This window comes from Actinophytocola sp., from assembly GCF_050699915.1.
Classification (GTDB): Bacteria; Actinomycetota; Actinomycetes; order Mycobacteriales; family Pseudonocardiaceae; genus Actinophytocola.
In genome coordinates, this window is the sequence record NZ_JBOHGA010000006.1 from 39263 (window position 1) to 63421 (window position 24159).

25 protein-coding genes and 1 pseudogene are annotated in these 24159 nt (G+C 72.6%); 14 read left to right on the plus strand and 12 right to left on the minus strand.

Annotated elements, in window-relative coordinates; genetic code table 11:
• Positions 1-36: 36 nt before the first annotated feature.
• Together ACRDSK_RS02200 and ACRDSK_RS02205 are read left to right on the plus strand one after the other, a co-directional pair.
• A complete protein-coding gene (locus tag ACRDSK_RS02200) occupies positions 37-1209 on the plus strand; it encodes a PLP-dependent aminotransferase family protein (RefSeq protein WP_431438159.1) in 1173 nt (390 codons plus the stop codon).
• A 65-nt stretch (positions 1210-1274) separates the two neighbouring features.
• Positions 1275-2276: a DUF3048 domain-containing protein gene (locus ACRDSK_RS02205; RefSeq protein ID WP_431438160.1), complete on the plus strand. Its 1002-nt coding sequence runs from the start codon at positions 1275-1277 to the stop codon at positions 2274-2276.
• Positions 2277-2368: 92 nt separating this feature from the next.
• Here the strand turns inward: ACRDSK_RS02205 and ACRDSK_RS02210 are convergent.
• The 3 genes and pseudogenes from ACRDSK_RS02210 to ACRDSK_RS02220 all read right to left on the minus strand — a co-directional run bounded on the left by ACRDSK_RS02210 (position 2369) and on the right by ACRDSK_RS02220 (position 5509).
• A pseudogene (locus ACRDSK_RS02210) lies at positions 2369-3588 on the minus strand (RNA polymerase sigma factor).
• A gap of 2 nt (positions 3589-3590) precedes the next feature.
• Entirely contained in the window at positions 3591-3971 is a 381-nt protein-coding gene (locus ACRDSK_RS02215; protein WP_431438161.1) for a YciI family protein, read from the minus strand.
• Positions 3972-4075: 104 nt separating this feature from the next.
• Complete coding sequence (locus tag ACRDSK_RS02220; protein WP_431438162.1) at positions 4076-5509, minus strand: PLP-dependent aminotransferase family protein; 1434 nt, start codon at positions 5507-5509, stop codon at positions 4076-4078.
• Positions 5510-5592: 83 nt separating this feature from the next.
• On the opposite strand from ACRDSK_RS02220, the gene ACRDSK_RS02225 reads away from it, so the two are divergent.
• Positions 5593-6432 (plus strand): EamA family transporter, encoded by an 840-nt coding sequence (locus ACRDSK_RS02225; RefSeq protein WP_431438163.1) that lies wholly within the window; start codon positions 5593-5595, stop codon positions 6430-6432.
• A gap of 30 nt (positions 6433-6462) precedes the next feature.
• Positions 6463-7029 carry a dihydrofolate reductase family protein gene (locus tag ACRDSK_RS02230; protein ID WP_431438164.1) on the plus strand — a complete coding sequence of 189 codons (567 nt, stop codon included), beginning with the start codon at positions 6463-6465 and terminating at the stop codon, positions 7027-7029.
• A 1-nt stretch (position 7030) separates the two neighbouring features.
• Here the strand turns inward: ACRDSK_RS02230 and ACRDSK_RS02235 are convergent, their stop codons facing one another.
• From ACRDSK_RS02235 to ACRDSK_RS02245, 3 genes are read right to left on the minus strand one after another with little or no spacing between them, the layout of a single operon-like run.
• Positions 7031-8077, minus strand: a complete 1047-nt coding sequence (locus ACRDSK_RS02235) for a D-alanine--D-alanine ligase family protein (RefSeq protein WP_431438165.1) — start codon at positions 8075-8077, stop codon at positions 7031-7033.
• On the minus strand, positions 8070-9197 hold the full coding sequence (gene alr, locus ACRDSK_RS02240; protein WP_431438166.1) for an alanine racemase: 1128 nt from the start codon (positions 9195-9197) through the stop codon (positions 8070-8072). Before alr ends, ACRDSK_RS02235 begins: the two co-directional genes overlap by 8 nt.
• 46 nt (positions 9198-9243) lie before the next feature.
• A complete protein-coding gene (locus ACRDSK_RS02245) occupies positions 9244-9786 on the minus strand; it encodes a D-alanyl-D-alanine carboxypeptidase family protein (RefSeq protein WP_431438167.1) in 543 nt (180 codons plus the stop codon).
• 145 nt (positions 9787-9931) lie between these two features.
• On the opposite strand from ACRDSK_RS02245, the gene ACRDSK_RS02250 reads away from it, so the two are divergent.
• Genes ACRDSK_RS02250 through ACRDSK_RS02260 form a run of 3 tightly spaced genes read left to right on the plus strand, consistent with a single transcriptional unit; the run spans position 9932 to position 12569 of the window.
• A complete protein-coding gene (locus ACRDSK_RS02250; protein WP_431438168.1) occupies positions 9932-10621 on the plus strand; it encodes a response regulator in 690 nt (229 codons plus the stop codon).
• A complete protein-coding gene (locus tag ACRDSK_RS02255; RefSeq protein ID WP_431438169.1) occupies positions 10618-12057 on the plus strand; it encodes an ATP-binding protein in 1440 nt (479 codons plus the stop codon). The genes ACRDSK_RS02250 and ACRDSK_RS02255 overlap by 4 nt, the downstream gene beginning before the upstream one ends.
• A complete protein-coding gene (locus ACRDSK_RS02260) occupies positions 12054-12569 on the plus strand; it encodes a GerMN domain-containing protein (RefSeq protein WP_431438170.1) in 516 nt (171 codons plus the stop codon). Before ACRDSK_RS02255 ends, ACRDSK_RS02260 begins: the two co-directional genes overlap by 4 nt.
• 7 nt (positions 12570-12576) lie before the next feature.
• Here the strand turns inward: ACRDSK_RS02260 and ACRDSK_RS02265 are convergent, their stop codons facing one another.
• Positions 12577-13347 (minus strand): PIG-L deacetylase family protein, encoded by a 771-nt coding sequence (locus ACRDSK_RS02265; protein WP_431438171.1) that lies wholly within the window; start codon positions 13345-13347, stop codon positions 12577-12579.
• 10 nt (positions 13348-13357) lie between these two features.
• Between ACRDSK_RS02265 and ACRDSK_RS02270 the strand changes: the two genes are divergently transcribed.
• Positions 13358-13747 carry a VOC family protein gene (locus tag ACRDSK_RS02270; protein WP_431438172.1) on the plus strand — a complete coding sequence of 130 codons (390 nt, stop codon included), beginning with the start codon at positions 13358-13360 and terminating at the stop codon, positions 13745-13747.
• Between the two features lie 9 nt (positions 13748-13756).
• On the opposite strand, the gene ACRDSK_RS02275 is transcribed toward ACRDSK_RS02270, so the two are convergent.
• Entirely contained in the window at positions 13757-14158 is a 402-nt protein-coding gene (locus tag ACRDSK_RS02275) for a hypothetical protein (RefSeq protein WP_431438173.1), read from the minus strand.
• Between the two features lie 152 nt (positions 14159-14310).
• On the opposite strand from ACRDSK_RS02275, the gene ACRDSK_RS02280 reads away from it, so the two are divergent.
• Positions 14311-14652: a TraR/DksA family transcriptional regulator gene (locus tag ACRDSK_RS02280; RefSeq protein WP_431438174.1), complete on the plus strand. Its 342-nt coding sequence runs from the start codon at positions 14311-14313 to the stop codon at positions 14650-14652.
• 51 nt (positions 14653-14703) lie between these two features.
• Positions 14704-16356, plus strand: a complete 1653-nt coding sequence (locus ACRDSK_RS02285; RefSeq protein ID WP_431438175.1) for an ABC-F family ATP-binding cassette domain-containing protein — start codon at positions 14704-14706, stop codon at positions 16354-16356.
• A gap of 35 nt (positions 16357-16391) precedes the next feature.
• On the opposite strand, the gene ACRDSK_RS02290 is transcribed toward ACRDSK_RS02285, so the two are convergent.
• On the minus strand, positions 16392-17369 hold the full coding sequence (locus ACRDSK_RS02290) for a hypothetical protein (protein ID WP_431438176.1): 978 nt from the start codon (positions 17367-17369) through the stop codon (positions 16392-16394).
• Positions 17370-17653: 284 nt separating this feature from the next.
• Between ACRDSK_RS02290 and ACRDSK_RS02295 the strand changes: the two genes are divergently transcribed.
• A complete protein-coding gene (locus ACRDSK_RS02295; protein ID WP_431438177.1) occupies positions 17654-18934 on the plus strand; it encodes a protein kinase domain-containing protein in 1281 nt (426 codons plus the stop codon).
• A 55-nt stretch (positions 18935-18989) separates the two neighbouring features.
• Here ACRDSK_RS02295 and ACRDSK_RS02300 read toward each other — a convergent pair whose 3' ends face one another.
• On the minus strand, positions 18990-19697 hold the full coding sequence (locus ACRDSK_RS02300; protein WP_431438178.1) for a TetR/AcrR family transcriptional regulator: 708 nt from the start codon (positions 19695-19697) through the stop codon (positions 18990-18992).
• Between the two features lie 95 nt (positions 19698-19792).
• Here ACRDSK_RS02300 and ACRDSK_RS02305 point away from each other — a divergent pair, with 95 nt between their 5' ends.
• Entirely contained in the window at positions 19793-20698 is a 906-nt protein-coding gene (locus ACRDSK_RS02305; protein ID WP_431438179.1) for an SMP-30/gluconolactonase/LRE family protein, read from the plus strand.
• Positions 20699-20734: 36 nt separating this feature from the next.
• Positions 20735-21733 (plus strand): LLM class flavin-dependent oxidoreductase, encoded by a 999-nt coding sequence (locus ACRDSK_RS02310; protein WP_431438180.1) that lies wholly within the window; start codon positions 20735-20737, stop codon positions 21731-21733.
• Between the two features lie 44 nt (positions 21734-21777).
• On the opposite strand, the gene ACRDSK_RS02315 is transcribed toward ACRDSK_RS02310, so the two are convergent.
• Entirely contained in the window at positions 21778-22260 is a 483-nt protein-coding gene (locus ACRDSK_RS02315; protein ID WP_431438181.1) for a GNAT family N-acetyltransferase, read from the minus strand.
• Positions 22261-22277: 17 nt separating this feature from the next.
• Positions 22278-23327: a class I SAM-dependent methyltransferase gene (locus ACRDSK_RS02320; RefSeq protein WP_431438182.1), complete on the minus strand. Its 1050-nt coding sequence runs from the start codon at positions 23325-23327 to the stop codon at positions 22278-22280.
• 88 nt (positions 23328-23415) lie between these two features.
• On the opposite strand from ACRDSK_RS02320, the gene ACRDSK_RS02325 reads away from it, so the two are divergent.
• The coding region (locus tag ACRDSK_RS02325) for an AfsR/SARP family transcriptional regulator (RefSeq protein ID WP_431438183.1) at positions 23416-24159 on the plus strand (744 nt) is incomplete at its 3' end.

Below are 24159 nucleotides of genomic sequence, written 5' to 3' on the forward strand. Positions count from 1 at the left end.
AACGCGTATCGCATCAGTCGTTTGGGAGGTGTCATCGTGAAGTTTGCGGAGCGGGTGCGCCGCGTCGCGCCGTCCGCGATCAGGGACCTGCTGCGCCACGGCGCGGACCCCGAGATCATCTCCTTCGGCGGTGGCTACCCGGATCCGGCGCTGTTCCCGATGGCCGAGCTGCGCGGGATCTACGCCGAGCTGCTCGCCGGAGACCCCGTCGTCCTGCAGTACTGTCCGTCCGACGGGCTGCCGGCGCTGCGCGCCCAGGTCGCGACACGGCTGCGCCGCGACGGGATCGACCGCACCGCCGACGACGTCCTGATCATCCAGGGCGCGCAGCAGGGCCTCGACCTCGCCGCCAAGCTGGTCCTCGATCCCGGCGACGCCGTGGTCACCGAGAACCCCACGTTCCTCGGCGCGCTGATCGCGTTCAACCCGTTCGAACCGGTGTACGCGCCCGTGCGCACCGATGCGGACGGCATGGACACCGACGACCTGGAACGCGTGCTGGCCGCCACACCGCGGGCCAGGCTGCTCTACACCGTCCCGGACTTCCAGAACCCGACGGGCGTGACGATGAGCCTGCCGCGCAGGCGGCGGCTGATCGAGCTCGCCGACGAGTACGACCTGCTCGTGGTCGAGGACACCCCGTACCGCGCGCTGCGCTACGACGGCGCCCACCTGCCGACCTTGAAGAGCCTCGACGCCGGCGGCCGGGTCGTGCACCTCGGCAGCTTCTCGAAGATCCTCGCGCCCGGTATGCGACTCGGGTGGGCGGTCGCCGACGGCGAGGTGCTCGAGAAGCTCGCGCTGCTCAAGCTCGCCGCCGACACCCAGAGCAGCACGCTCAACATGGCCGCCACGTCGAGCTACCTCGACCGGTACGACATCGACGCCCACATCGCGACGATGTGCCGCTCCTACCGCGACAAGCGAGATCTCCTGCTGACCACGCTGCGCGAGACCTTCCCCGAGACGGTCGAGTACACGACACCCGACGGCGGACTCTTCACCTGGCTGACCTTCCCGGCCTCGTTCGACACGACCGCGTTCATGCGCGACGTCGCCCTCCCCGACGCCCGCGTCGCGTACGTCCCCGGCGCCACGTTCTTCCCGACCACACCGGAACACAACCACGCCCGGCTCAACTTCTCCGGCCTGACCGAGGAGAGGATCACCCAGGGCGTCATCCGCCTGAGCAAGTACCTGCCACGCTGAGGCGGTGCCTGAAAATCACCAATCGCTACCACCATGTTGTGCGGTCGATAGTGGAAGCCGGGACGATGGTGATCGTGAGCCGACGAGCACGCACGGTCCTGGCCATCGCCGCGGTGGTGGCCTTCGTCGCGGGGGCAGGGGTTCTCGTTGTGCTCAACCGGAACGACGAGCCGACGCCCGCCGCACGCCGGTCCGCTCCACCATCCACGACGTCCACACCGTCCACGACGTCCGCACCGCGGCCGGCGCCGAAACCGCGGGGCGCGCCGGTCCTGGCTGTCAAGATCGACAACGTGGCGGACGCGCGGCCGCAGACCGGCATCGGCTCGGCGGACGTGGTCTACGTCGAGCCGGTCGAGGGCGGGCTGACCAGGCTGGTGGCGATCTACGCCGGCCGGGCGCCGAGAGTCGTCGGGCCGGTCCGCAGCGCCCGGCGAACCGACATCCAGCTGCTCGCCCAGTTCGGCCGGCCGGTGCTCGCCTACTCCGGCGCCGCGCCCGAGCTGCTGCCGTCCCTGCGCGCGGCCAACCTCCTCAACGCCCCACCCGCACGGGCGCGCGGGGCGTTCCACCGCAACGGCCGGCCCTCGCCGCACAACATGTACGTGCGCCCGGCGAAGCTGCCGCGAGGCGCGAAGGCCCCGGCACAGCCGCCCCTGCAGGTCGGCCCCGCGCCCGGCGGTGGACAGCCGACCTCGCGGCAGGGCGTCGGTTTCCGGGCCGCCCAGTACACGTTCACCTGGTCCGCCCGCGCCCACCGCTGGCTCGTGTCGCTGGACGGCAGGCCGCTGATCTCCACCGAGTCCGGGCGGGTCGCCGCGGCCACCGTCGTGGTCCAGCGGGTCAAGCTGACCGGGCGCGAGCGGATCGAGGACGCCCGCGGCGCCGTCTCGCCGGTCGCCGCCACCGTCGGACACGGCCGGGCGCTGGTGCTGCGCGACGGCCGGCGGTTCACCGGCACGTGGACACGCCCGGGTCCGCGGGCGCCCACGCGGTTCAACACCGTCGCCGGCCTCGACCTCCCACTCGCCCGCGGGCCGGTCTGGGTGCTCCTCGTGCCGGCGTAGGTCGCCCTCGCCGGCTGTGGACGATCGGCGCGGCCGGACCCGAGCGCTCCTTCGACTTCCTCCCCGGCGGCCGCCGACGACCTCGCTGGGGATCAGCCGTTCGTTCGTAGGGCGGCCGCCCGGTTGGCGAGGTGGCGGCGTTCGGCTGTGCTGGTGGCCAGGGTGGCGGCGGTGTCGTAGGCGGTGGCGGCCTCGGCGGTGCGGTCGAGGCGGTGGAGCAGGTCTGCGCGGGTGGCGTGGAAGGCGTGGTAGCCGGGCAGGTCAGTTCCTCGATCAGTTTCAGCGCGGCTTGTGGGCCGTGGACCTCGCCGACGGCGATGGCCCGGTTCAGGGCGATCACGGGAGTGGGTGCCGTGGCGAGGAGCTGGTCGTAGAGGGTGAGGATCTGGCGCCAGTCGGTGGCGTCGAACGAGGTGGCGTCGGTGTGTACGGCGTTGATCGCGGCCTGCAGCTGGTAGGGACCTGGCCGGTCGCGGCGCAGGCACGCGCGGACGAGCTCGTGTCCCTCGGCGATGAGCGCGTGGTCCCATGTGGACCGGTCCTGGTCGCGGAGCAGGACCAGGGTGCCCTCTGCCGTGGTGCGGGAGCGGAAGCGGGCCTCGGTCAGCAACAACACTGCCAGCAGGCCGAGTGTCTCGGGTTCGTCCGGCAGCAGCGTGGTGAGCAGTCGGGCGATGCGGATCGCCTCGGTGCGCAACCCGTCAGCGGCCGTGGGGGCGGCCGTGGGGGCGCCCGGGTCGGCGCCCGCGTTGTAGACCAGGTAGAGCACGGCCAGCACCGCCGCCAGCCGGTCGGGCAGCTCGGCCGACTCGGGGACCCGGTACGGGATGCGGGCGAGCCGGATCTTGCGCTTGGCACGGACGAGCCGCTGCGCCATGGTCGGCTCGGCGACGAGGAACGCGCGGGCCACCTCATCGGTCCGCAGCCCGCCGAGGAGTCGCAGGGTCAACGCCACCCGCGCGTCGGGGGCGAGCGCGGGGTGGCAGCAGGTGAAGATCAGCCGCAGACGGTCGTCGGGCACCGCGCTCACCTCCCGGGACGGCTGGGGTGCCAGCACCGCGAGCTCGTCGAGCAGCGCACGGCCGCGGGTGTCGCGGCGCAGCCGGTCGATCGCGCAGCGCCGCGCGGTCGTGGTGATCCAGCCACCCGGGTTCGGCGGCAGCCCCTCACGCGGCCACACCTTCAGAGCCAGCGCGAACGCGTCCTGCACGGCGTCCTCGGCGACGTCGATCTGCCCGAACACCCGGATCAGGGTGGCCACCGACCGGCCGGACTCCTCGCGGAACACCCGGCCGATCTCGGCCTCCCCCATGCTCACGCCTTGGTGTCCCAGAACGGCCGAACCTCGATCGGCTGCCCGATGATCGCCGAAGTCCGGCGCGCCCAAACCAGCGCGCCGTCCAGATCGTCGGCCTCGACGATGTAGAAGCCGGCCAGATGCTCCTTGGACTCGACGAACGGACCATCGGTGGTGAGCACCTCGCCGCCCGCCGACGCGCGCACCACCGTCGCCACCTCCGGCCCGGTCAGCTTGCCGGAGAACAACCACGCACCCGACGACTTCATCTCCTCCTCCATCGCCAGCAACTCCCCGAACCGCTCCGGCTCCATCGCCGGCGTCTCACCGGCGCCCGCGGGGTCGACGGCCGTGGGGTCGGCGGGGCCGGTGTGCACGGACAGCAGGTACTGGGCCATGACGACGCTCCTTCTCCAGGCGGGCACCTCCCACCCTGCCCCACTACGAACGGCCCGGCGCCAGATCGACACGTGAGGACACCTCGTGTGGGGAGTTGTCGTCATCAGCGTGTTCGGACGGCCTTGGCGAGGGTGCGGATGCCCCGGCTGATCTGGTGCTCGGTGACGTTGCCGAAGCCGAGTACGAGGGCGGGCCGGCGCGGGTCCGACTCAGGTTCCGAGTCCGCGGGCACGAACCGGTAGCGGCCGAGTCCGTTGACGCGGACGCCCATGGTGGCCGCGGTCGCCACGGCGGCGTGTTCGGATGTTTCTTCGGGGAGGCGCAGCAGAGCGTGGCAGCCGGCCGCCAGCCCGTGTAGCCGGTCCGGTCCGAAGGCGGCCTCGGCCTCCGCTGCCAGCACGTCCCGGCGCGCGCGGTAGACCTCCCGCACGCGTCGCAGGTGGCGGTCGAAACGACCCGTCTCCATGAGCAGCGCCAGCGCTTCCTCGTCCAGCCCGGGGGCGCCGCGACTGCTGAGCCGTTTCTCCTCGACGATCCCCGCCACGAACCGCGGTGGCGCGAGCACCCAGCCCAGGCGGATCGCGGGTGCGAGCGTCTTGCTGACCGATCCCAGGGCGATGACGCGGGCCGGGTTGAGACCCTGCAGTGAGCCGACCGGCTGGCGGTCGTATCGGAACTCGGCGTCGTAGTCGTCCTCGAGGATCACCCCGTCGACCTCGTCGGCCCAGGCGACCAGGTCGCGTCGCCGCGACGGGCCGAGTGCGACACCGGTGGGGCACTGGTGGGCCGGCGTCAGCAGCACCGCCCGCGCCCCGGTCTCGCGCAGGCGGCCCACGTCCAGGCCCTGGTCGTCGACGGGAACCGGTACCGCGTCCAGGCCCGCGCGGCGGGCGATGACGTCGTGCTCGCGGGGGCCGGGATCCTCCAGCGCGATGCGCCGTACGCCGTGCTGTGCCAGCGTCGCCAGGGCGAAGGCCAGCCCCTGCCGGAACCCGGACACGACGACGGCATCCTCGGCGACCGCGCAGCCGGACCGAACGCGACGGTGGTAGGCGGTGACGACCTCTCTCAGGTGCCGGGAACCGGCCGGGTGCTCGTCACCCAGCGCGGCGGTCGGCAGGGTCCGGGTCGCCTCCGACACCGCCCAGCACCAGTCGGTCAGCGGCACCGAGCCGAGATCGGGGATGCCGTACTCGAAGTCGACGTCGGCGGGTCGGGATGGCGAAGCCGTGACGACACCGGGCGCTTGCCGGGCCGGGCCGCCGGCCGGCATCGCGGCCACCCGCGTGCCGGAGCCGACCGCCGACTCGACATACCCCTCGGCCAGCAACTGCTCGTAGACCTCGACGACCGTGCCGCGGGAGACACCGAGCAGCTCGGCCAGGCGTCGAGTCGACGGCAGGCGCTCCCCGGCGCCGAGCCGTCGCTCGCGGATCGCCGCCCGCAGCTGGTCCTGGATCTGAACCCCGAGCGGGCCGGCGTCCCGGTCCAGCGTCACCAGCAGGTCGGGGCCACCGCGCGCCCATGCCACCGTCATGCCACCAGTACACCAAATGGTCCGCTCCGTGGGTCCGCGAGTGGACCTTCTGACTGGACCGCATCAGCCTCAGGCTTGATGCCATGAACATCGGCATCTTCCTGGCACTCTCGTCGGCGCTGGCGTACGGCGCGGCGGACTTCATCGGCGGCGTCGGCTCGCGCCGGCACTCCTCCTGGCAGGTCGTGCTGGTCGGGCAGGCCGCCGGCGCGCTCGTCATGCTCGTGGCCGGCCTGCTGCTGCCGGGTAGCCCGGCCACGGCGGACTTCGCCTGGGCGCTGCTGGCCGGCGTCGGCTCGGCGACCGGCAGCATCTTCCTGTTCCGCGGGCTGGCCCGTGGCCGGATGGGCCTCGTGGCGCCGATCTCGGCCGTCGGGGCCGCGATCCTCCCCGTGCTGGTGGGCGTAGCCCTCGGCGAGCGTCCCAGTTGGCTGGTCTGGGTCGGTGTGCTCGTCGCACTGCCGGGGATCTGGTTGGTGTCCCGGGAGACCACGCCGGATCGATCGGCGAGTACGCGGGGAGCGCTCGCCGACGGCGCCATCGCGGGCGCGGGCTTCGGGGTCCTCTTCATCGCACTCGGCCAGATCTCGGCCGACGCCGGCCTGCTGCCGCTTGCCGCCAACCAACTGATCGGCGCGGTCCTGACCATCGTCGCCGCCACCAGCCTCGGCCAGCCGTGGCGTCCCCGCCGCGGCGTGCTCGGCTGGGGCAGCGCGTCCGGCGTGCTCGGCGCCGCGGGGACCCTCACCTTCATGATCGCCACCGGGACGACGAGCCTCGGTGTAGCCGGCGTTCTCGCCTCCCTCTACCCGGCCGTCACCGTGCTGCTCGCGGCCCGCGTGCTCGGAGAGCGGATCGGCACCGGACAACGAGCGGGCATCGGCATCTGCACCCTCGCCGTCGCCACCCTGGCGCTCGGCTGAACCGCAACACACCAACACAGGAGTAACGAAATGAACGACACCGAACCGCAGACGGCGGCAGGCAAGGTGCTCTGGCACTTCTCGATGTCCTTGGACGGTTTCGTGGCAGGCCCGAACCACGCGATGGACTGGCTGGCCGCGTCGAACCGGCCGGGCCTGATCGACGAGTACCTCGCGACCACGGGCGCCGTGCTGGGCGGTCGAGTCGGCTGGGACAAGTTCGGCGCGAGCGGTGGCCGCCCCTACAGCGACGACTGGGCCGGCGAGGTCTTCGTGCTCACCCACCACCCCGAGGACGCGACGCCCGCCGACGGCGTCACCTTCCTCGACTGTGACCTCGCGGAGGCGGTCCGGATCGGACTCGCGGCCGCCGGCGGCAAGAACCTCGAGGTGCTGTCCCCGACCATCGGCGCCCAGCTCCTCGAACTGGGCCTGATCGACGAGATCGACCTCCACATCGCACCGGTACTGCTCGGCGACGGCATCCGGCTCTACGACAAGCCGGGCGGCGCGCGGATCCAACTCCACCTGGTCGGCGACGCGGCTCCCGACGCGGAGGTCAACGTGCGGTACCGACCCGCCACGACCGCGAAGTAGTTCAGCGGGCGGTTTCGATCAGGATGTCGAGCAGGTCGCCGTACGCCAGGCCGGCGACCTGCCACATCCTCGGGAACTGGGAGACGCTGGTGAACCCCGGGAAGGTGTTGACCTCGTTGACGATCCTGCTGCCGTCCTCGCCGAGGAAGAAGTCGACCCGTAGCAGACCCGTGCAGCCCAGCTCGCGGAACAGCCGCAGCGCGTCCCGGCCGATGGCGGCGGTCGTCGCCGGGGACAGCCTGGCCGGTACGTCGAACACGGTGGTCGCGTCGTCGTACTTGGCTTCGTAGTCGAAGAAGGTGTGCTCGCCGGAGGGCAGGATCTCCATCGGCGGACTGACCTCGAGGTCTCCGTTCGGGCGTTCCAGCACGCCGATGTCGATCTCTCGGCCGGGGACGGCCGCCTCCACGAGTACCTTCTCGTCGCTCTTTCTCGCTCGTTCCAGGGCTCCGGGCAGCTCGGCCCAGTCGTCCACTTTGGACACGCCGATGCTGGAGCCCTCGCGGGCCGGCTTGACGAACACCGGCAGGCCCAACCGGTCGCGATCGGCTGCCGGGACGGTCTGCCCGCCGCGCAGCACGACTCCGTCGGCCACCGCCAGGCCGGCGGCGGCCGCCAGCTTCTTCGTGTACTCCTTGTCCATGCTCAGCGCGCCGGCCGCGACACCGTTGCCGACGTACGGAACCCCGAAACCCTCGAGCATCGCCTGGATCGTGCCGTCCTCGCCGAACGGACCGTGCAACGCCGGGAAGACCACGTCGCACTCGCTGAGCCGGTGCATGGTGGCGAGGACGCTGCCGGCCCGCGTGGCATCGCCGCCCACGGGGAAGTCGTTGCCCAACCACCGAAGCACGTCCTCGGCCGCGGACAGCTCGGGCATATCCGGGGCGCTGGTCCACACACCGTCCCGGCCGATCCGCACCGGCAGGACGTCGTAGCGCCGCCGGTCCAGGCCGGCCAGGATGCTCGCCGCCGACCCGCACGACACGTCGTGCTCGCCGCTGCGACCACCGAACAGGACGGCCAGGCGGATCTTCGGTTCAGACATGCGCTGACTCCCGTTCGTAGTGACGTGCCACTCGAGGGCCGATGCCGGTGATGACCTCGTGCGGGACGGTGTTCGCCCACCCGGCCCAGTCGGCCACCGTCGGCTCTCCCCCGGTGCCGGGCCCGAACACGACGACCTCGTCGCCGATCCGTGGTTCGGCGTCGCCGACGTCGACGACGAACTGGTCCATCGCGATCCGGCCGGCGACCGGATACCTGCGTCCGGCGATCGAGACCTCGGCCTGCCCGGCCGCGGCCCAGGGCAGGCCGTCCGCGTAGCCCAGCGGCACCAGCGCGAGCGTGGTGTCCCGGTCGGTGACGTACTCGTGTCCATAGGAGACGCCGCTGCCGGCCGGCACGCGCTTGACCAGGATCAGGCGTGCGCGCAGCGTCATGGCACCACGCAACCCGCGGCTGCGCAGCGGATCCGGCTCCACGCCGTAGAGCCCGATGCCGGGACGGACGAGCTCGTAGTGGGTCTCCGGCGCGCCGAGAGCTGCGGCCGAGTTCGCCAGGTGGCGGATCCGCGGTCGCAGCCCGGCGGCACGCGCGACCCCGACCGCCTCGTCGAAGAGCTCGACCTGTCGTCGGTTCGCGTCCCCGGCCGCGCCGCTGACCAGATGCGACCAGACGCCCCGCACCCGCACGTGTTCGCCGGTCTCCAGCTCGCGGGCGAGACGCACCAGCTCCCGCCATTCCTCGGGCCGCGCCCCGTTGCGGTGCAGTCCGGTGTCCGCCTTCAGGTGCACCTCGGCGGTGCGGCCCAGCCGCGCCGCGGTCGCGGCGACCGCACGCAGATGCTCCCGTGAGGACACCGACAGGTCCACGCCGGCCAGCAGCGCGGCCTCCACGTCCTCCAGCGGGCTGTGCATCCAGCTCAGGATCGGGGCGTCGATACCGCCCGCGCGCAGCTGCAGCGCCTCGGCGCAGGTCGTCACGCCCAGCCAGGTCGCGCCCGAACGGAGTGCGGTTTCCGCCACCCGCACCGCCCCGTGGCCGAAGCCGTCGGCCTTGACGACCGCCAACACCGCCGCGTTCGTTGCCGCGGCGAACAGCGCCGTGTTGTGCGCCACCGCGTCCAGGTGCACGACGGCGTGGGCGTGCGGAGAGGCGATACGCATAGCGTTCACGGTGGCCGGACGACTTCCGCGTCCCGTGATCACCGTGTCACGGTTGTGCTACAGCACCGGGGTGTGGGCGGCGAACGGGTGCCTGTCCGTCGTACTCGGGCCGGTATTCGAAGTGCCACCATTCGTTGTCGTAGCGGCGGTACAGGTGGTACCGGCGACCGTGCCGCTCGAGCCAGCGGGCTCCGTCCGTCGGCCGGACGTCGAGGGCGATGCCCGCGACGTGGGCGGACTCCTCGGGCGGGAGGACCCGGCGGCGGGCCGCCGGGCTCGACCCGGTGCGGCGGACCTCCGCGGTGAACAGCCGATGCTGCTCGGCGGCGTCACGGTGGCCTGAGGTGAGGCCGATCAGTTGACCGTGCCGCCAGAACGCGTCGGCGCGGGCGGCGGTGAACGCGGCCCGCGCGGCAGGGGACAACCCCTCGAGGTCTTCTGCCGGGAACCGGATGCCCAGCGCCCACTGGCAGGCGAGCCAGCGAGCACGACCGGGTGCGCGAAGCGCGGCCAGGGGCAGCAGGCATCGGGCGATCAGCAAGGTGGCCAGGGCACGCAGCCGCACGGAGCAGGACTCGGTTTCGACCATGGCGCCCACTGTCGGCAGCGAATGCGCGCGCCCGATCAGCGTCGTGTCATGGGAAGGCCACAGCCGGGAACCGGCCCGGCACGAATCGCCGTCGCGGCGGTTCGATCGGAGGCGGTCGCCGGGCAACGCTGAGATAGTGGGGCGCATGTCCCGAGTGCTGTTGATCGAGGATGACCGCGCGGTGCGGACCGGTCTGGAGCTGGCGTTGACCCGGCAGGGGCATGCCGTCGACGCCGCCGAGACCGGCGAGCGGGGGCTGGAGTTGTTGCGCGCCGCGCCGCCCGACGTCGTGGTGCTGGATCTCATGCTGCCGGGGATGGACGGGTTCGAGATCTGTCGCCGGATTCGTACCGGCGGCGACCTGCCGATCATCATGCTGACCGCCCGCAACGACGACATGGACGTGGTGGCCGGCTTGGAGGCCGGCGCCGACGACTACGTGGTCAAGCCGGTGCTGCCGAGGGTGCTCGAGGCGCGCATCCGGGCGGTGCTGCGGCGCAGCGGCGGTGGCCCGGCGACCGTCGGGCCACCGCCGGTGGAGCGGCATGGTGAGCTCACCATCGACCGGGCCGCGCTGGTGGTCGGCAAACACGGCGAACCGGTCGGACTCGCGCCGACCGAGCTGCGGCTGCTGCTCGAGCTGTCGGCGACACCGGGCCGGGTACTGAGCCGGCAGCAGCTGCTCGAACTGGTGTGGGAACACGGCTACCTCGGCGACTCCCGGCTGGTGGACGCCTGTGTGCAGCGGCTGCGCGCGAAGATCGAGGACGACTCCGCGGCGCCGGTGTACATCCAGACCGTACGGGGCTTCGGTTACCGCTTCGGACCGCTGTGAACGCAGCGACCCGGTTCCTCGGCGAAGCCAGGAGCCTGCGTACCCGCCTGGTGGCGGCCTTCGCGCTGCTCGGGGTGAGCACCGCCGTGCTCGTCGCCGGCGTCGACTACGTCCTGGCGCGTGACGTCATCCTGCAGAAGACGCAGGACGCCGCGGTGCAGACGATGACCGAGCGGATCGAGACCCTGTTCCCACTCGGCGCCATGCCACCCAGCCAAGCCACGCTCGACGAGATCGCCGGTCGGTTGTCCGACCGGGACGACGCCGCGGTCGCCGTCTATCGGGACCGCCAGTCGGCGGGCGGCCCGGACCCGAGTGTGCTGCCCGAGGAACTGCGCTACGCGGTACGCGAGGGAAACGTCGTGTGGCAACGGGTATCGATGGACGGAAACGCCGTGCTGGTCATCGGCACCCAGCTTCGAGTCCAGGGCGACGGGGCCACATTGGACTCGGAGCTGGAGGTCTACTCCGTGCGCGGCCTGCTGCCCGAACAGCAGAGCATCGGCCGGCTCGCCACCCAGGCATGGCTCACCGGCTCGTTGGCGCTGGGGTTCGCCGTGCTGTTGGCCCTGCTGGCCGGCCGCGGTGTCCTCGGCCCGGTGCGCGACCTGCGCCGCGCGACCGACCGGCTGGGCGAGGGCGACCTGACCGCCCGAGCACAGGTTCGCGGCACGGACGAGCTGGCCGATGTCGCGCGCACGTTCAACAACACCGCGGAGACGCTGGAGCGGCACGTCGGCGACCTGCGCCGGCTGGAGTCCGAGGCGCGGCGGTTCGTGGCCGACGTGTCCCATGAGCTGCGCACCCCGCTGGCCGCGATGACCGCGGTCACCGATGTCCTCGACGAGGAGGCGCAACGCCTGCCAGGTGACGCCGGCCAGGCTGCCCGCCTGGTCAGCGAGGAGACCCGCAAGCTCACCCGGCTGGTCGACGACCTCATCGAGGTCAGCCGGTTCGACACCGGCACCGCGACGCTCGCACTGGACGACGTCGACGTGGCCGAGGCGATCCGGGCGACTCTGCGCGCCCGCGGCTGGTCCGACGACGTACGGACCGAGCTGCCCCGCGACGTCCTTGTACGCCTGGATCCCCGCCGGCTGGACGTGATCGTCGCGAACCTGGTCAGCAACGCGCTCCGGCATGGCGCTCCCCCGGTGTCCGTGCGGACCCACGTCCGACCCGACCAGCTGGACATCGAGGTCAGCGACAGCGGGCCGGGGCTCGCCCCGAACGTGCTGCCGCACGTGTTCGACCGGTTCTACAAGGCCGACACCGCCAGAGCCCGCTCGGAGGGCAGCGGCCTCGGCCTGGCCATCGCCCGGGAGAACGCCCGGTTGCACGGCGGCAGCCTGACCGCCGCGAACCGTCCCGCCGGCGGGGCGGTGTTCACCTTGCACCTGCCGCGGCCCGACAGCGAACCCGGAGACGCCCGATGACGAGACGACACCTGCTCGCCCGGGTCGTGCTGATCGCCGTGCTCGGCGTCGTGCTTACCGCCGGCTGCGGGGTGCGGCCGACCGGAGTGATCACCGGCGGGCCCGCGCCCACCGGACACGCCTTCGGCCGGCCCGCCGCGCCCCCCGGCCGGGGCGAAGGCGCGGCCCTCTACCTCCTCGCCGACTCCGCGTTGACGCCGGTGCTTCGCCCGACGCGCCGGCCCGTGTCGCTTACGCAGACACTGGAGTTGCTCCAGGACGGCCCCAACGTCGACGAACGGGCCGCGAACCTGACGAGCGAGGTCCCCGCCGGACTGGACCCGGTCACCGTCACCACCGACGCGTCCGGCGATGTCACGGTGCTCGTCTCGGCCGACGTCAGGACGCTGTCCACCGCGGCCGTCGACCAGATCGTGTGCACCGTCCGCGACGCGCTGTCCACGACGGCGCCGATCACCCTCACCAGCGACGCCGCGACCCGAGGGCCCCGGACCTGCCCGCTCACCGGGTGATCCGGAGTCAGTCCTGCATGGCTTCGGTGAAGAACTCCGGTGGTGCCTGCAGGTCGTGGGCGCGGAACAGGACGGCGTGCTCGACGCCCATGGCCTTGCCGCTCATCGCGGCGAACATCGGGATGATGTCCGCGGGGGCGGGGTGGTCCGGGAGCGCGGCCAGGTACGCGGAATGGGCTTCGAGCGAGGCGACGCCGCGGCGCAGCGGCTCACCGGTGACGTCGACGCCGTGGGTCGCCCCGAACTCGGCGAGCCCGGGGACGATGAGCCAGCGCACGGAGTGCGGTTCGAGGTCCTCGTCGTCGACCTGCTCCGGGAAGACCCACCGGTTGCCCGCGTCGCGCACCGCGTCGAGCGTCGCGAGCCCGGCCGCGCGGTGGTCGGCCTGGTCGAAGCCGAAGGGCGTATCGACCTCGTGACCGGAACCGAGGACGACGTCGGGCTTGAACCGGCGGATCTCCCGGCAGATGTCGCGGCGCAGGTCCAGGCCGTAGACGAGCACGCCGTCCGGGTGTTCGAGGACGGTCAGGTGCTTGACGCCGACGACGGCGCAGGCGGCCTGCTGCTCGGCGACCCGCAAACGCGCCGTCTCCTCGGGCGGGTTCGGCATGCCGGCCTCGCCTCGGGTGAGCAGCAGATAGCCGACCTCGATGCCGCGCGCGGTCCAGCGAGCGACGGCCGCGGACGTGCCGTACTCCATGTCGTCCGGGTGCGCGACGACGCAGAGCACGCGTTGGAAGGACTCTTCGGGGAGGGCAGGCAATGTCATGTCTGCCATCATTCCGCGAATGAGTGTTCGCGAGCTTCGTCTGGTGGTCACCGTCGAAGACCACGATCAGGCGGTGCGGTTCTACCGGGACGTGCTCGGCCTGCCGGAGCTGGCCGACTTCTCCTCGGCCGATGGCAACGTGGTCCTGTTGGACGCCGGCCGCGCGACGGTCGAGGTCGTCGACGGACGGCAGGCCGAGTTCATCGACCGAGTCGAGGTCGGACGGCGCGTCGCCGGCCACGTTCGCGTGGCCTTCGAGGTCGCGGACGCGGCGGCCACCGCCGCGACCCTCAGCGAGGCCGGCGCCGCGGTCCTCGCCGAGCCCGTCCGGACCCCGTGGAACTCGCTCAACGCACGCCTCACCGCTCCCGACGGCCTGCAGCTGACCCTCTTCGAGGAACTCGGGTAGTCCGTCACGTCACGGTGGCGGCCAGGTCAGGAAGCCGACCCGCCGGGCGCGGCGCCAGTCGGGGTCGGCGGCGCCCGCGCGTTCGACGGCCTTGGTCACCGCGGCGAGCAGCTGCTTCGGCCGGACCGCGGCGATCGGCGACCACCAGCGTTGCGTCAGCCACTCCATCTCCTCCGGGTCCAGCTCGAGGCCGTCCAGCCCGCGTGGCCTGGCGGGCCACCGCAGTCGCAAGAAGCGGCGCCGCCGGCGCAGGACCGTGCGGGGCCGCAGGCCGGCGACCGTCACCGTCTCGTCGACCACCCCGTTCGGCCATGCGTCGTAGACGTCCGACCACGTCCACAGGACCAGCTCGCGGAACGTGTCCAGCGGCATGGCCGTCAGGTTCGGCGGGACCGGCTTCTGTGCCCGCACGCGAAGGAAGCCCAGCGCGTCGGCTTCGCGTGACCGGGAGTCGGCTTCGCGCGCCTGGCCGTCGGCCCGTGCGCGGCGGCGTACCAGAGCTGGACAACGGTGTAGCTCAGCCGCGGCAGCGCGTTCGGCTGAAACGGTGCTGCAATGGGGGTATGACCGATCCGGCCGACCGGCTCGCCACGCTCCGTGTGGAGGCCCTCGAGCTGATCAAGGCGCTGAACCGCCGCCTCGACGGCATCATCGAGTCCTCCGCACACACGACGAACGACGACGAGCACGACCCGGAGGGCGTCACCGTCGCGTACGAACGCGCCCAGACCGCGGACCTGCTCCAGCGGGCCCGCGCCGACCTGCAGGCGCTGGACGCGGCAGGCGAACGACTGGCGGCCGGAACCTACGGCACCTGCCTACGCTGCGGCCGCCCCGTCAACGCCGAACGACTCGAGGCCCTACCCGCCGCCACCACCTGCATCCAGTGCGCCAACCGTCGCTGAGAACCGGCTCCACACGGGCACCGCGATCGGTGTGATCTAGGCTTCGGACCGGTGAGCGCAACGTTGGTCGCCAAGGGGCTGGCCGCCGGGTTCGGTGAGCGGGTGTTGTTCGCCGGGCTGGACCTGGTGGTCGCGCCGGGCGACGTCACCGGCCTGGTCGGGGTGAACGGGGCCGGCAAGTCGACCTTGCTCCGCGTCCTCGCCGGGCTCGTCACGCCGGACGAGGGCACGGTGCGGCTGTCCCCGCCGTCCGCGAGTGTGGGTTACCTGCCGCAGGAGCGGGATCGCCGGGCGGGCGAGACCGTGCGCGCGTTCCTCGGTCGCCGGACGGGTGTGACCGCGGCGCAGGCCGACCTCGACGACGCGACGGCGGCGCTCAGCGGCGGTGCCGACGGCGCGGACGACGCCTACGCGACCGCGCTGGAGCGTTGGCTGGCGCTCGGCGGCGCGGACCTGGACGACCGCATCGCCGAGGTGGTCGCGGACCTCGGACTCTCGGTCGGGCTCGATGCGGCGATGACCTCGTTGTCGGGTGGGCAGGTCGCCCGCGCGGGCATGGCGTCGCTGCTGCTCAGCCGGTTCGACGTGTTCCTGCTCGACGAGCCCACCAACGACCTCGACCTCGACGGGCTCGACCGGCTGGAGTCGTTCGTCGCCGGGCTGCGGGCGGCGACCGTGCTGGTCAGCCACGACCGCGAGTTCCTCGCCAGGACCGTGACCGACGTCGTCGAGCTGGACCTCGCCCAGCACCAGGTCCGCACCTACGGCGGCGGCTACGAGTCCTACCTCGCCGAGCGGGAGGTCGCCCGCCGGCACGCGCGCGACCGCTACGAGGAGTACGCCGACACCCGTGCCTCGCTCCAGCTGCGGGCCCGGACGCAGCGGAACTGGATGGAGAAGGGCGTACGAAACGCGCGCCGCAAGTCCACCGACAACGACAAGATCGGCCGCAACAAGCGCGCCGAGACCACCGAGAAGCAGGCCGCCAAGGCGCGCCAGACCGAGCGGCTGATCGATCGCCTCGACGTCGTCGAGGAACCCCGCAAGGAATGGGAGCTGCGGATGGAGATCGCCGCGGCACCCCGGTCCGGCGCCGTCGTCGCGGCACTGCGCGGCGTGGTGGTCCGGCGCGGCGAGTTCACGCTCGGGCCGGTGGACCTGCAGATCGACTGGGCCGACAGGGTAGCCATCACCGGCGCCAACGGTGCCGGCAAGTCGACCCTGCTCGCGACCATGCTCGGCCGCGTCCAGCCGGCACAGGGACACGCCTCGCTCGGGCCGGGCGTGCGGGTCGGCGAGGTCGACCAGGCCCGCGCCCTGTTCTCGGGCGACAGCGCGGACCGCACGCTGCTCGAGGTGTTCGAGGCACAGCTGCCCGACTGGGCACCGACCGACCTGCGCACGCTGCTCGCCAAGTTCGGCCTCACCGCCGCGCACGTCCTACGCCCGGCCGCCAACCTCTCCCCCGGCGAACGCACCCGAGCCGCGCTGGCCCTGCTCCAGGCCCGCGGGGTGAACCTGCTCGTGCTCGACGAGCCAACCAACCACCTGGACCTGCCCGCCATCGAACAGCTCGAGTCCGCACTCGCCGCCTACCCCGGCACGCTGCTCCTCGTCACCCACGACCGGCGCATGCTCGACGCCGTCCACACCAACCGCCACCTCCACGTCGCGAACGGCACCGTCACCGACGACCCCACGTAGCGGCGCCGCGCTCGTGCGGGAGTGTCCACAGCGGACTAGTCCGTGGTCGCCAGCTTGCGGAGGAGGAACTGGTCGCTGCCGGTCGGTAGTTGGTCGAGGCGGCCGCTGAGTACGTAGCTGCCACAGTCGGTGCGCGTCATGGTCGTCGGCGCGGGGTCCGGCCACGGCTGGGACGAGGCGACGCGCGCCGTGGTCCAGTCGTCGGTCGAGTCGAGGGTGACCACGCGGTTGTCCGCGGTGTTGTCCACCGCGTGCAGGGCGCCTGACCGGTCGAGCAGCAGCCCGTCCGGCGCGCCGATCGGCTGGTCGACGGTCACCTGCGTCAGCCGGTCCCCGTCGAGCTTGAACAGCGCGCGGCCCGACGAGTGGGCGATCAGCAGGAAACCGTTGGGGTGCAGGACGATGCCGTTGGCGCCGTTGCCACTCCCGGCGGGCATCAACCGGTCGTCGCGGAGCAGGACGCTCGGCGCCCCGTCCAGCGGGACCCGGTAGACCGCGCCGGCGAAGGAGTCGGTGACGAACGCGGTGCCGTCCCGGGCGATCGCCACGTCGTTGCCGAAGTGCTCGTGGTCCGGGTCGAGCGCACCGAGGTCGTGGTAGGCGATGCGGCGTCCGTCGCGCAGGTCGTAGATCCCCAGCCCGGCGGTCTTCCTGGCGGTCTCGGGCGTGCTGTGGTCGCTGATGCCGACATCACCGTTCACGACCAGCAGCCGGCCCCGCCGCGCGTCCACGGCCAGGCCCATCGTCGTGATCAGTGCCGGGTCCTCGACCAGCGTGCGCACCGACCCGTCGGGCTTGACCACCGACACCGTGCCATGCGTGACCGAGCCGATCAGGAACCGGTGCTGGGCCGGCGCGTACGCCACGCCTTCCGGGTGCAGCCGGGGCGCTGAACCGGTGATCAGCTCCGGGCAGTGGCCGGGCTCCGCGTTCCCCACTGCCCCTCCCGTCGGCGTGAACAACCCGGTCGCGACAAGCGCCGTGACACCCAGCAGCGCCACTCTGATCTTCATGTCTCCTGGCTAACACACCGCGGCGGCCGCCGGTACCCGCCCGAAGACTCGTCCCGCCGCGTACGTCGTCGGCGTTCTCGAGTGCGGCGTGATCGATGTTGCGCCGACCGGCGTAGCCGAAGTTGCTCCGATCAGGGCAATCGGAGACGGATCGGCGCCGGACGCGTTGCGCGGTCGGGTGCGGGCCCGATGCACGTTCGCACGTCCGGAGTCGGGGCCGTTTCGTGGAGTTCGATGCGCCGGCACGCGGGGGTGGCCAGGTCGGGTCGAACGAGAGGGACGCCGTGCATCACGACGTGGGGGCGGCCGACGAGGTGGCCGGGCTGCTTGGCGGTCGTTACCGCCTCGGTCCGCGGATCGGGTCGGGTGGCATGGCCGCCGTTCACTCCGCGGTCGACATCGACCTGGGCCGCGAGGTGGCGGTGAAGGTGTACCAGGCCGGCGGGAACGCGACCGACCTGTACCGGTTCGGCGCGGAGGCCCGGCTCCTCGCGAGTCTTTCCCATCCGGCGCTGGTGACGGTGTACGACGTCTGCCTGGGTGACGACCGGCCCTACCTCGTCATGCAGTTGGTCGCCGGCACCACGTTGCGTGACCTGATCGACCGCGGGCCGCTCGAGCCCGCGGCCGTCGCCCGGCTCGGTGCGCGCCTAGCCGACGTGCTCGCCTATGTCCACACCCACGGGGTGGTGCACCGGGACGTCAAGCCGGCCAACGTGCTCGTCGACAAGGCCGACGTCTGCTACCTGGCCGACTTCGGCCTCGCCCGGGTGCTCGAGGCCGCCCACCTGACCGGCTCGCACGAGATCGTCGGCACGGCCGCCTACCTTGCCCCGGAGCAGGTGGCCGGGACCGACACCGGTCCGCCGGTGGACGTCTACGCACTCGGCCTCGTCTTGCTCGAGTGCCTGACCGCCCGGACGGAGTATCACGGCACCACCGCGGAGACCGCGCTCGCCCGGCTGTCCCGGGGCCCACGCATCCCGGAGGGGCTCTCCCCCGCGTGGCGCTCGGCACTGACGGCCATGACCGCGCGGGACCCGGCCGATCGGCCGGACGGCGCTCGCTGCGCCGAACTGCTCCGCGCGATCTCCCGCGGCCGTGCGGCCACCCGGGTACCTGCGGCCGCCCTCGCGCCGCCGCCCGGCCCACCGGTCCGCACCGTCCCGAGTGGACGTCGCCCTGTCCACATCGGGCTGGCCGTCGCCGCGCTGGGCGCCACCCTCGCCGGCATCCTGACCGCCGGCGCCACGAGCACCGTCGCCGGCCGGCCCAGCGGGTCCCCGCCACAGCAGACACCGGCTCCCACCACCGAGCCCACCTCCCCGCCGCCGGCCGAGCCGAGCGACCTCCCGACCGCTCCACCACCCCCAGGCGGGGCCGTCGCGGACGCACCGGGCCCCGCCCCGGCCCTCGGCGAGAGGCCGGCGGCGCCCGAGCCCACTCAGCCCACGTCGCCCGAGCCGACTCCGGCCAAACCGAGCTCGGGCAAGCCGAAGCCGGCCAAGCCGGCGCCCGAGAGGGCGAACAAGGGACCCGCACCCACTCCGCCCGCGCCGCGCTGAGTACCGAGTCGCCTCCCGCGGCGACCCTTCGACCGCGGGTCCGGCCGCTCGCGGCTCATCGGGACCGGCCGGCGCTCGCACCGATCATCCGCAGCGCGAGGTCGGCATAGAAGCCGCCGAGCGCCTCGGGTGAGTCGGCGCCGTCGAGGCGGTACCACCGGACGAGGTCGATGCCGAGCGACAGCATGGCGCGCACGGCGTGGTTGACGTCGGGTACGTCGAAGGCGCCCGCCCGCGCGCCCTGGGCGACCGCCGAGCGCAGCACGGCGCTGAACCGCTGCCGCAGGTCCAGGACCACGGCGAGGTGTTCGGGTGTGAGGGCCGCCAGCTCGTACTGGCAGACCCGGGCCACCGTGTGGTGCCGCGCGTGCCAGGCGACATGGCCGGCCACGAGCCTGCGCACGTAGTCGGTGGGGTCGCCGTCGTCGGGTTGGGACCGCATGGTTTCGAGGGCCTGCTCGTGACCGGTCCGGACGATCTCGAACAGGACGTCCTCTTTGGACGGGAAGTGCACGTACAGCGCGCCGGGGCTCAGGCCGACGGCAGCGGTGATGTCGCGGGTCGTGGTGGCGTGGAACCCCTTGCTGCTGAAGCACAGCACCGCCGAGACGAGCAGGGCCCGGACGGCCTCCGAGGTGCCCTCGCGCCACAGGTCGACCGCTCCGCCCGCGGCAAGCTCGGCCGGCACTACGACCGCCCTGCTCGGGCCGCCGCTGCGGTTGCGCCTGGTCACCATGCGGACCTGATCCCCCTTCCGGACCACGCTGTGGGCCACACCTTGACATGGGCTCCGCGTGGAGTAACTATGCGCTTAGTTAGGCGCATCGACAAGCGGTTGTGGCGAGGTGATCAATAGTGATGGAACGCCAGCCGGCCGGCCGGGACATGACGGTCGTGCTCGACGGTCTCTCGTACCTGGAGTGCCCCCGCTGGCGGGACGGGCGGCTGTGGGTCTCGGACTTCTACACCAACCAGGTCCTCGCGACCGACGGTCGCGGCGACACCGAGGTGATGGCCGAGGTGCCGGGCCAGCCGTCCGGGCTCGGTTTCCTGCCCGACGGACGCGCACTGATCGTCTCGATGCGGGACCACCGCATCCTGGTGCGCGACGACTCGGGAACGCTGACCACGCACGCGGACCTCTCCGACGCCGTGCCTGCCGTACTCAACGACATGGTCGTGGACGAGCGGGGCGGCGCCTACGTTGGCAACTTCGGGTTCGACCTGATGGGCGGCGCCGCGCTGCGGCGCACCACGATCACCCGCGTCGACCCCGACGGCGGCGTGTCCACGGCGGCCGACGACCTCAGCTTCCCGAACGGCATGGTGATCCTGCCCGGCGGCGTGCTGGTCGTCGCCGAGACCTTCGCCGCCCGGCTGACCGCGTTCGACGTCCGGGAGGACGGCAGCCTGGCCAACCGGCGGGTGTGGGCGCAGTTCGGCGAGCCGCCGAGCACCGACGACGTCGAGGCCGCGGTGGAGCAGCTCGAGGTCGCCCCGGACGGCATCTGCGCCGACGCCGAAGGCGCCATCTGGGTCGCCGACGCGTTGCATGCCCGGCTCCTCCGCGTCCACGAGGGCGGCAAGATCCTCGACGAGATCACCGCCAAGATGGGCGTCTTCGCCTGCATGCTCGGTGGCGCCGACGGCCGCACGCTGTTCGCCTGCGCCGCACCGTCGTTCGCCGAGCACGAGCGCCGCCCGGCCCGCGAGGCCGAGCTGCTCGCGGTCGACGTCGAGGTCCCGCACGCCGGCCTGCCCTGATCCCGTACCGGCTTCGAGTCGCGTTGGAGGAACCCGATGGACGTAGCGTGCGCGTTTCCGACCGCTCTGGACTCGCCCGACAACATCGCCCTGGCGGAAAGTCTGGGATACACCCGCGCCTGGGTCTACGACACGCCACAGCAGAGCCCGGACGTGTGGATGACGCTGGCGCTGGCCGCGGAACGGACCGAGCGGATCGGCCTCGGCCCCGGCGTTCTCGTCCCCAGCCTGCGGCACCCGATGGCCAACGCCGCCGCGACCGCCACTCTCGCCGCCCTCGCCCCCGGCCGCGTCTCGGTCGCCTTCGGCACCGGGTTCACCGGCCGCCGCGCCATGGGATACCGGGCGATCACCTGGTCGTTCATGGACGCCTACCTCACCGCCTACCGTGGCCTGCTCCGGGGCGAGACCGTCGAGTGGGAGGGCAAGCGGATGCGGATGCTCCACCCCGACGGACACGCTCCCGCGCGGCCCGTCGAGGTTCCCGTCCTCGTCGCCGCGCTCGGCCCCAAGGGCAACGAGGTCGCCAGGAAACACGGCGACGGGCTCTACCTGACCCTGCAGCTTCCCGAGTTCATGAGCGAGCACTCCCGGGTGCCGTATCTGGCCTGGGGCACCGTGCTCGACGAGGGCGAGGCGCCGAGCTCCGAGCACGCTCGGCTGGCCGGCGGCCCGGGCTGGGCGCTCGCGTACCACGGCGCCTACGAGTTCGGCGGCCCGGACGCCGTCCGCGACCTGCCCGGCGGCGAGCGATGGCTGGCGGTGGTCGACCGGGCACCCGCCGACGAGCGGCATCTCGCCGTCCATTCCGGACACTGCGTCGCCCTGAACGAGGCCGACCAGGCGGCCTGGGACGCGGGCGGCCACGCGATCCTGAACGACGTCACGATCAGCGGCACCCGCGACCAGGTCCGCGGCAAGCTCGACGACCTCGCCGCCCGCGGCGTCACCGAGATCGTGTTCCAGCCCTGCGGCCCGGACATCAAGGCAGAGCTCGAACGCTTCTACGACGCAGCCGCCGCCAACCCGTCCTGAGCACCAGACGGGCCTACGTCGCCCGGCACCACGTGCCGCTCCGATCAGAGCTGTCGGTAGTACACGGCGACCGGGAGCTGTACGCACCCGAGCCCTTCGTACAGCGCCCTGGCCGGTGCGTGGAACGGGTCTCCCCCGGTGCCGATCTCGACCACCTCGGCGCCGAGGTCTCGCATGGCGTCGAAGGCGTGCTCGCACAGCGCCGTGCCCGCGTGGTGCCGGCGGTGTGCGGCGGCCACGGCTAGGTGCGAGATGGTCCCGTTCTTTCGGTCCTGGTCGACGCTCCAGGCGACGTAGCCGGCGACCTCGCCTTCGACCTCGGCGACCGCGACGTACTTGTGCCGGTCGGGGTCGTGCAGCTCGGCGACCTGCGTGCGGTAGTCGTCGCGCCAGTTGCCGTGTTGGTTGGCGAACACGACCTCGCCCACGAGAGGCCGGAAGGACTCCTCGTAGAACGGGCGGAACGTCTCGACGGTCAGCTCGGTGAGCCGTGCCAGGTCGTGCCGCGTGAAGGTGCGGATGAGCATCGGAGTGGACCTTCGCCTCAGGCGCGGATCTCGTAGACGAGGTTGAACGGGCTCTGCGCGGCCCGGCGGAAGTGGGTGAAACCGGCCTCGGTGACGACCCGGCGGATCGCGGCCTCACCGGCCTGCGCGCCGAGCGCGTGCCCGCCGGACTGCGACAGCGCGTTGGGGACGCACAGGAACGTGGAACCGCTGTAGTACAGCCGCCCCACCGGGTTGAAGTTCTCCTCGACCCGGTCCGACGCGTTCGGCTCGACGAGCAGCCAGGTGCCGCCCGGCGCCAACGCCTGCCGGACCTGCCGCGCGGCGCCGACGGGATCGCCCATGTCGTGCAGGCAGTCGAACATCATCACCAGGTCGTAGTTCGTCCCGGTGAAGTCCTGCGCGGTCGCGACCTCGAAGCCGACCCGGTCGGCGACACCGGCGTCGTCGGCCTTCTTGCCGGCCAGGTCGATGGACTCGGCGTGGTAGTCGAACCCGGTGACGGTGGTCCGCGGGAAGGCCTCGGCGAGCAGCACCGAGCTCGAGCCGAGCCCGCAGCCGACGTCGGCGACCCGTGCGCCGGCGGTCAGCTCGGCCTCCACCCCGTCCAGCGCGGGAATCCAGTTCGGCACGAGCTCGGCGACGTAGCCGGGACGGTAGAACGCGTCGCAGCCGACGAACACGTCCTCGTGGTGCTCGTGCCAGGCGACGCCCTCGCCGGTGCGGAACGCCTCGGTGATCCGCGGTTCGGCCTTCAGGTAGCCGAGCGCGATGAGGAACGCCGAGGACACGTTCGGCCCGTTCGGGTCGGCAAGGCAGAACGCCTGCTCCGCGGTCAGCGAGAACGCACCGGTGGCCGGGTCGTAGGTGACGTAGCCGCCGGCGGCCTGCCCGCGCAGCCACTCGGTGAGGTAACGCCGGTGACAACCGGTGCGCTCGGCGAACTGCTCCGGTGTCGCCGGCCCCTTGGCCAGCGCCTGGTAGAGGCCCAGCCGGTTGCCGACCGCGATCGAGCCGGCGGCGCCGGTGGCGGCCAGGTCGGCGGTGAACCGGCCGAGGAACTCCATCACCTTGTCGTGATCCATCATGTCGATCTCCTTCACTGCGTGCCGGCTCGTGCCGGGCACGACAGCCAGGTTCGGTGCACGGCCTTACACCGGCCTGACGTGTGCTTACATGGGGCTGGCGTCGGGGAAGGCGGTCCGCTGGGAGTGCCCGATGGCGATGGAGCACGTACCGGCGCTACGGGTCGAGGTGCTCGGGCCGTTGCGACTGGTCGTGGACGGTGCCGCGGTCGAGGTGCGCGGGCCCAAGCGGCGCGCGCTGCTGGCGATGCTCGCGCTCGCCGAGGGCCGGACCGTGCCCGTCGGCCACCTGCTGGACACGCTGTGGCCGGCGGAGATCCCCGAGTCGGGGCGACAGGCGCTGCACACGCAGGTCTCGCGGCTGCGTGCCCACCTCGGGTCGGCCGCGGCGCGCCTGCACGCCCGCCACGACGGCTACCGGCTGGAGCTCGGGGACGACGAGCTGGACCTGGCGAGGGCCCGTGCGCTGCTCGCGGCGGCGCGCCGAGGTTCCGGAGTGGACGGTGTCGTTCCGCTGCGGGAGGCCCACGCGCTGTGGCGCGGGCCGGTGCTCGCCGACCTGACCGACGTCGAGCCGATCGCCGCCGCCGTCGAAGGATGCGCGCGGCTGCACCGGGAGGTGACCGACGCGCTGGTCGCCGCGGCGGTCGACGCCGGGGAGGCGGACGGGGTCGTCGGCCTCGCCGCGGAGTCGCTCGCCGCCGACCCGCTGCGCGAGCCCGCGGTCCTGTTGCTGATGCGTGCGCTGGCGGCCGGCGGCCGGGCTCCGGAGGCGCTGCGCACCGGACGCTACTTCCGCCGCCGGCTGGCCGAGGAGACCGGCCTCGACCCGTCT

Bases quoted from the DNA above. Each gene is read 5' to 3' on its own strand.
- ACRDSK_RS02265 (WP_431438171.1), bottom strand. From the start codon at position 13,347: ATGGCAGACATGACATTGCCTGCCCTCCCCGAAGAGTCCTTCCAACGC.
- ACRDSK_RS02245 (WP_431438167.1), bottom strand. From the start codon at position 9,786: ATGGTCGAAACCGAGTCCTGCTCCGTGCGGCTGCGTGCCCTGGCCACC.
- ACRDSK_RS02315 (WP_431438181.1), bottom strand. From the start codon at position 22,260: ATGCTCATCCGCACCTTCACGCGGCACGACCTGGCACGGCTCACCGAG.
- ACRDSK_RS02235 (WP_431438165.1), bottom strand. From the start codon at position 8,077: ATGTCTGAACCGAAGATCCGCCTGGCCGTCCTGTTCGGTGGTCGCAGC.
- ACRDSK_RS02215 (WP_431438161.1), bottom strand. From the start codon at position 3,971: ATGGCCCAGTACCTGCTGTCCGTGCACACCGGCCCCGCCGACCCCACG.
- ACRDSK_RS02250 (WP_431438168.1), top strand. From the start codon at position 9,932: ATGTCCCGAGTGCTGTTGATCGAGGATGACCGCGCGGTGCGGACCGGT.
- ACRDSK_RS02260 (WP_431438170.1), top strand. From the start codon at position 12,054: ATGACGAGACGACACCTGCTCGCCCGGGTCGTGCTGATCGCCGTGCTC.
- ACRDSK_RS02310 (WP_431438180.1), top strand. From the start codon at position 20,735: ATGGACGTAGCGTGCGCGTTTCCGACCGCTCTGGACTCGCCCGACAAC.
- ACRDSK_RS02280 (WP_431438174.1), top strand. From the start codon at position 14,311: ATGACCGATCCGGCCGACCGGCTCGCCACGCTCCGTGTGGAGGCCCTC.
- ACRDSK_RS02290 (WP_431438176.1), bottom strand. From the start codon at position 17,369: ATGAAGATCAGAGTGGCGCTGCTGGGTGTCACGGCGCTTGTCGCGACC.
- ACRDSK_RS02225 (WP_431438163.1), top strand. From the start codon at position 5,593: ATGAACATCGGCATCTTCCTGGCACTCTCGTCGGCGCTGGCGTACGGC.
- ACRDSK_RS02320 (WP_431438182.1), bottom strand. From the start codon at position 23,327: ATGATGGATCACGACAAGGTGATGGAGTTCCTCGGCCGGTTCACCGCC.
- ACRDSK_RS02270 (WP_431438172.1), top strand. From the start codon at position 13,358: ATGAGTGTTCGCGAGCTTCGTCTGGTGGTCACCGTCGAAGACCACGAT.
- ACRDSK_RS02205 (WP_431438160.1), top strand. From the start codon at position 1,275: ATGGTGATCGTGAGCCGACGAGCACGCACGGTCCTGGCCATCGCCGCG.
- ACRDSK_RS02230 (WP_431438164.1), top strand. From the start codon at position 6,463: ATGAACGACACCGAACCGCAGACGGCGGCAGGCAAGGTGCTCTGGCAC.
- alr (WP_431438166.1), bottom strand. From the start codon at position 9,197: ATGCGTATCGCCTCTCCGCACGCCCACGCCGTCGTGCACCTGGACGCG.
- ACRDSK_RS02305 (WP_431438179.1), top strand. From the start codon at position 19,793: ATGGAACGCCAGCCGGCCGGCCGGGACATGACGGTCGTGCTCGACGGT.
- ACRDSK_RS02220 (WP_431438162.1), bottom strand. From the start codon at position 5,509: ATGACGGTGGCATGGGCGCGCGGTGGCCCCGACCTGCTGGTGACGCTG.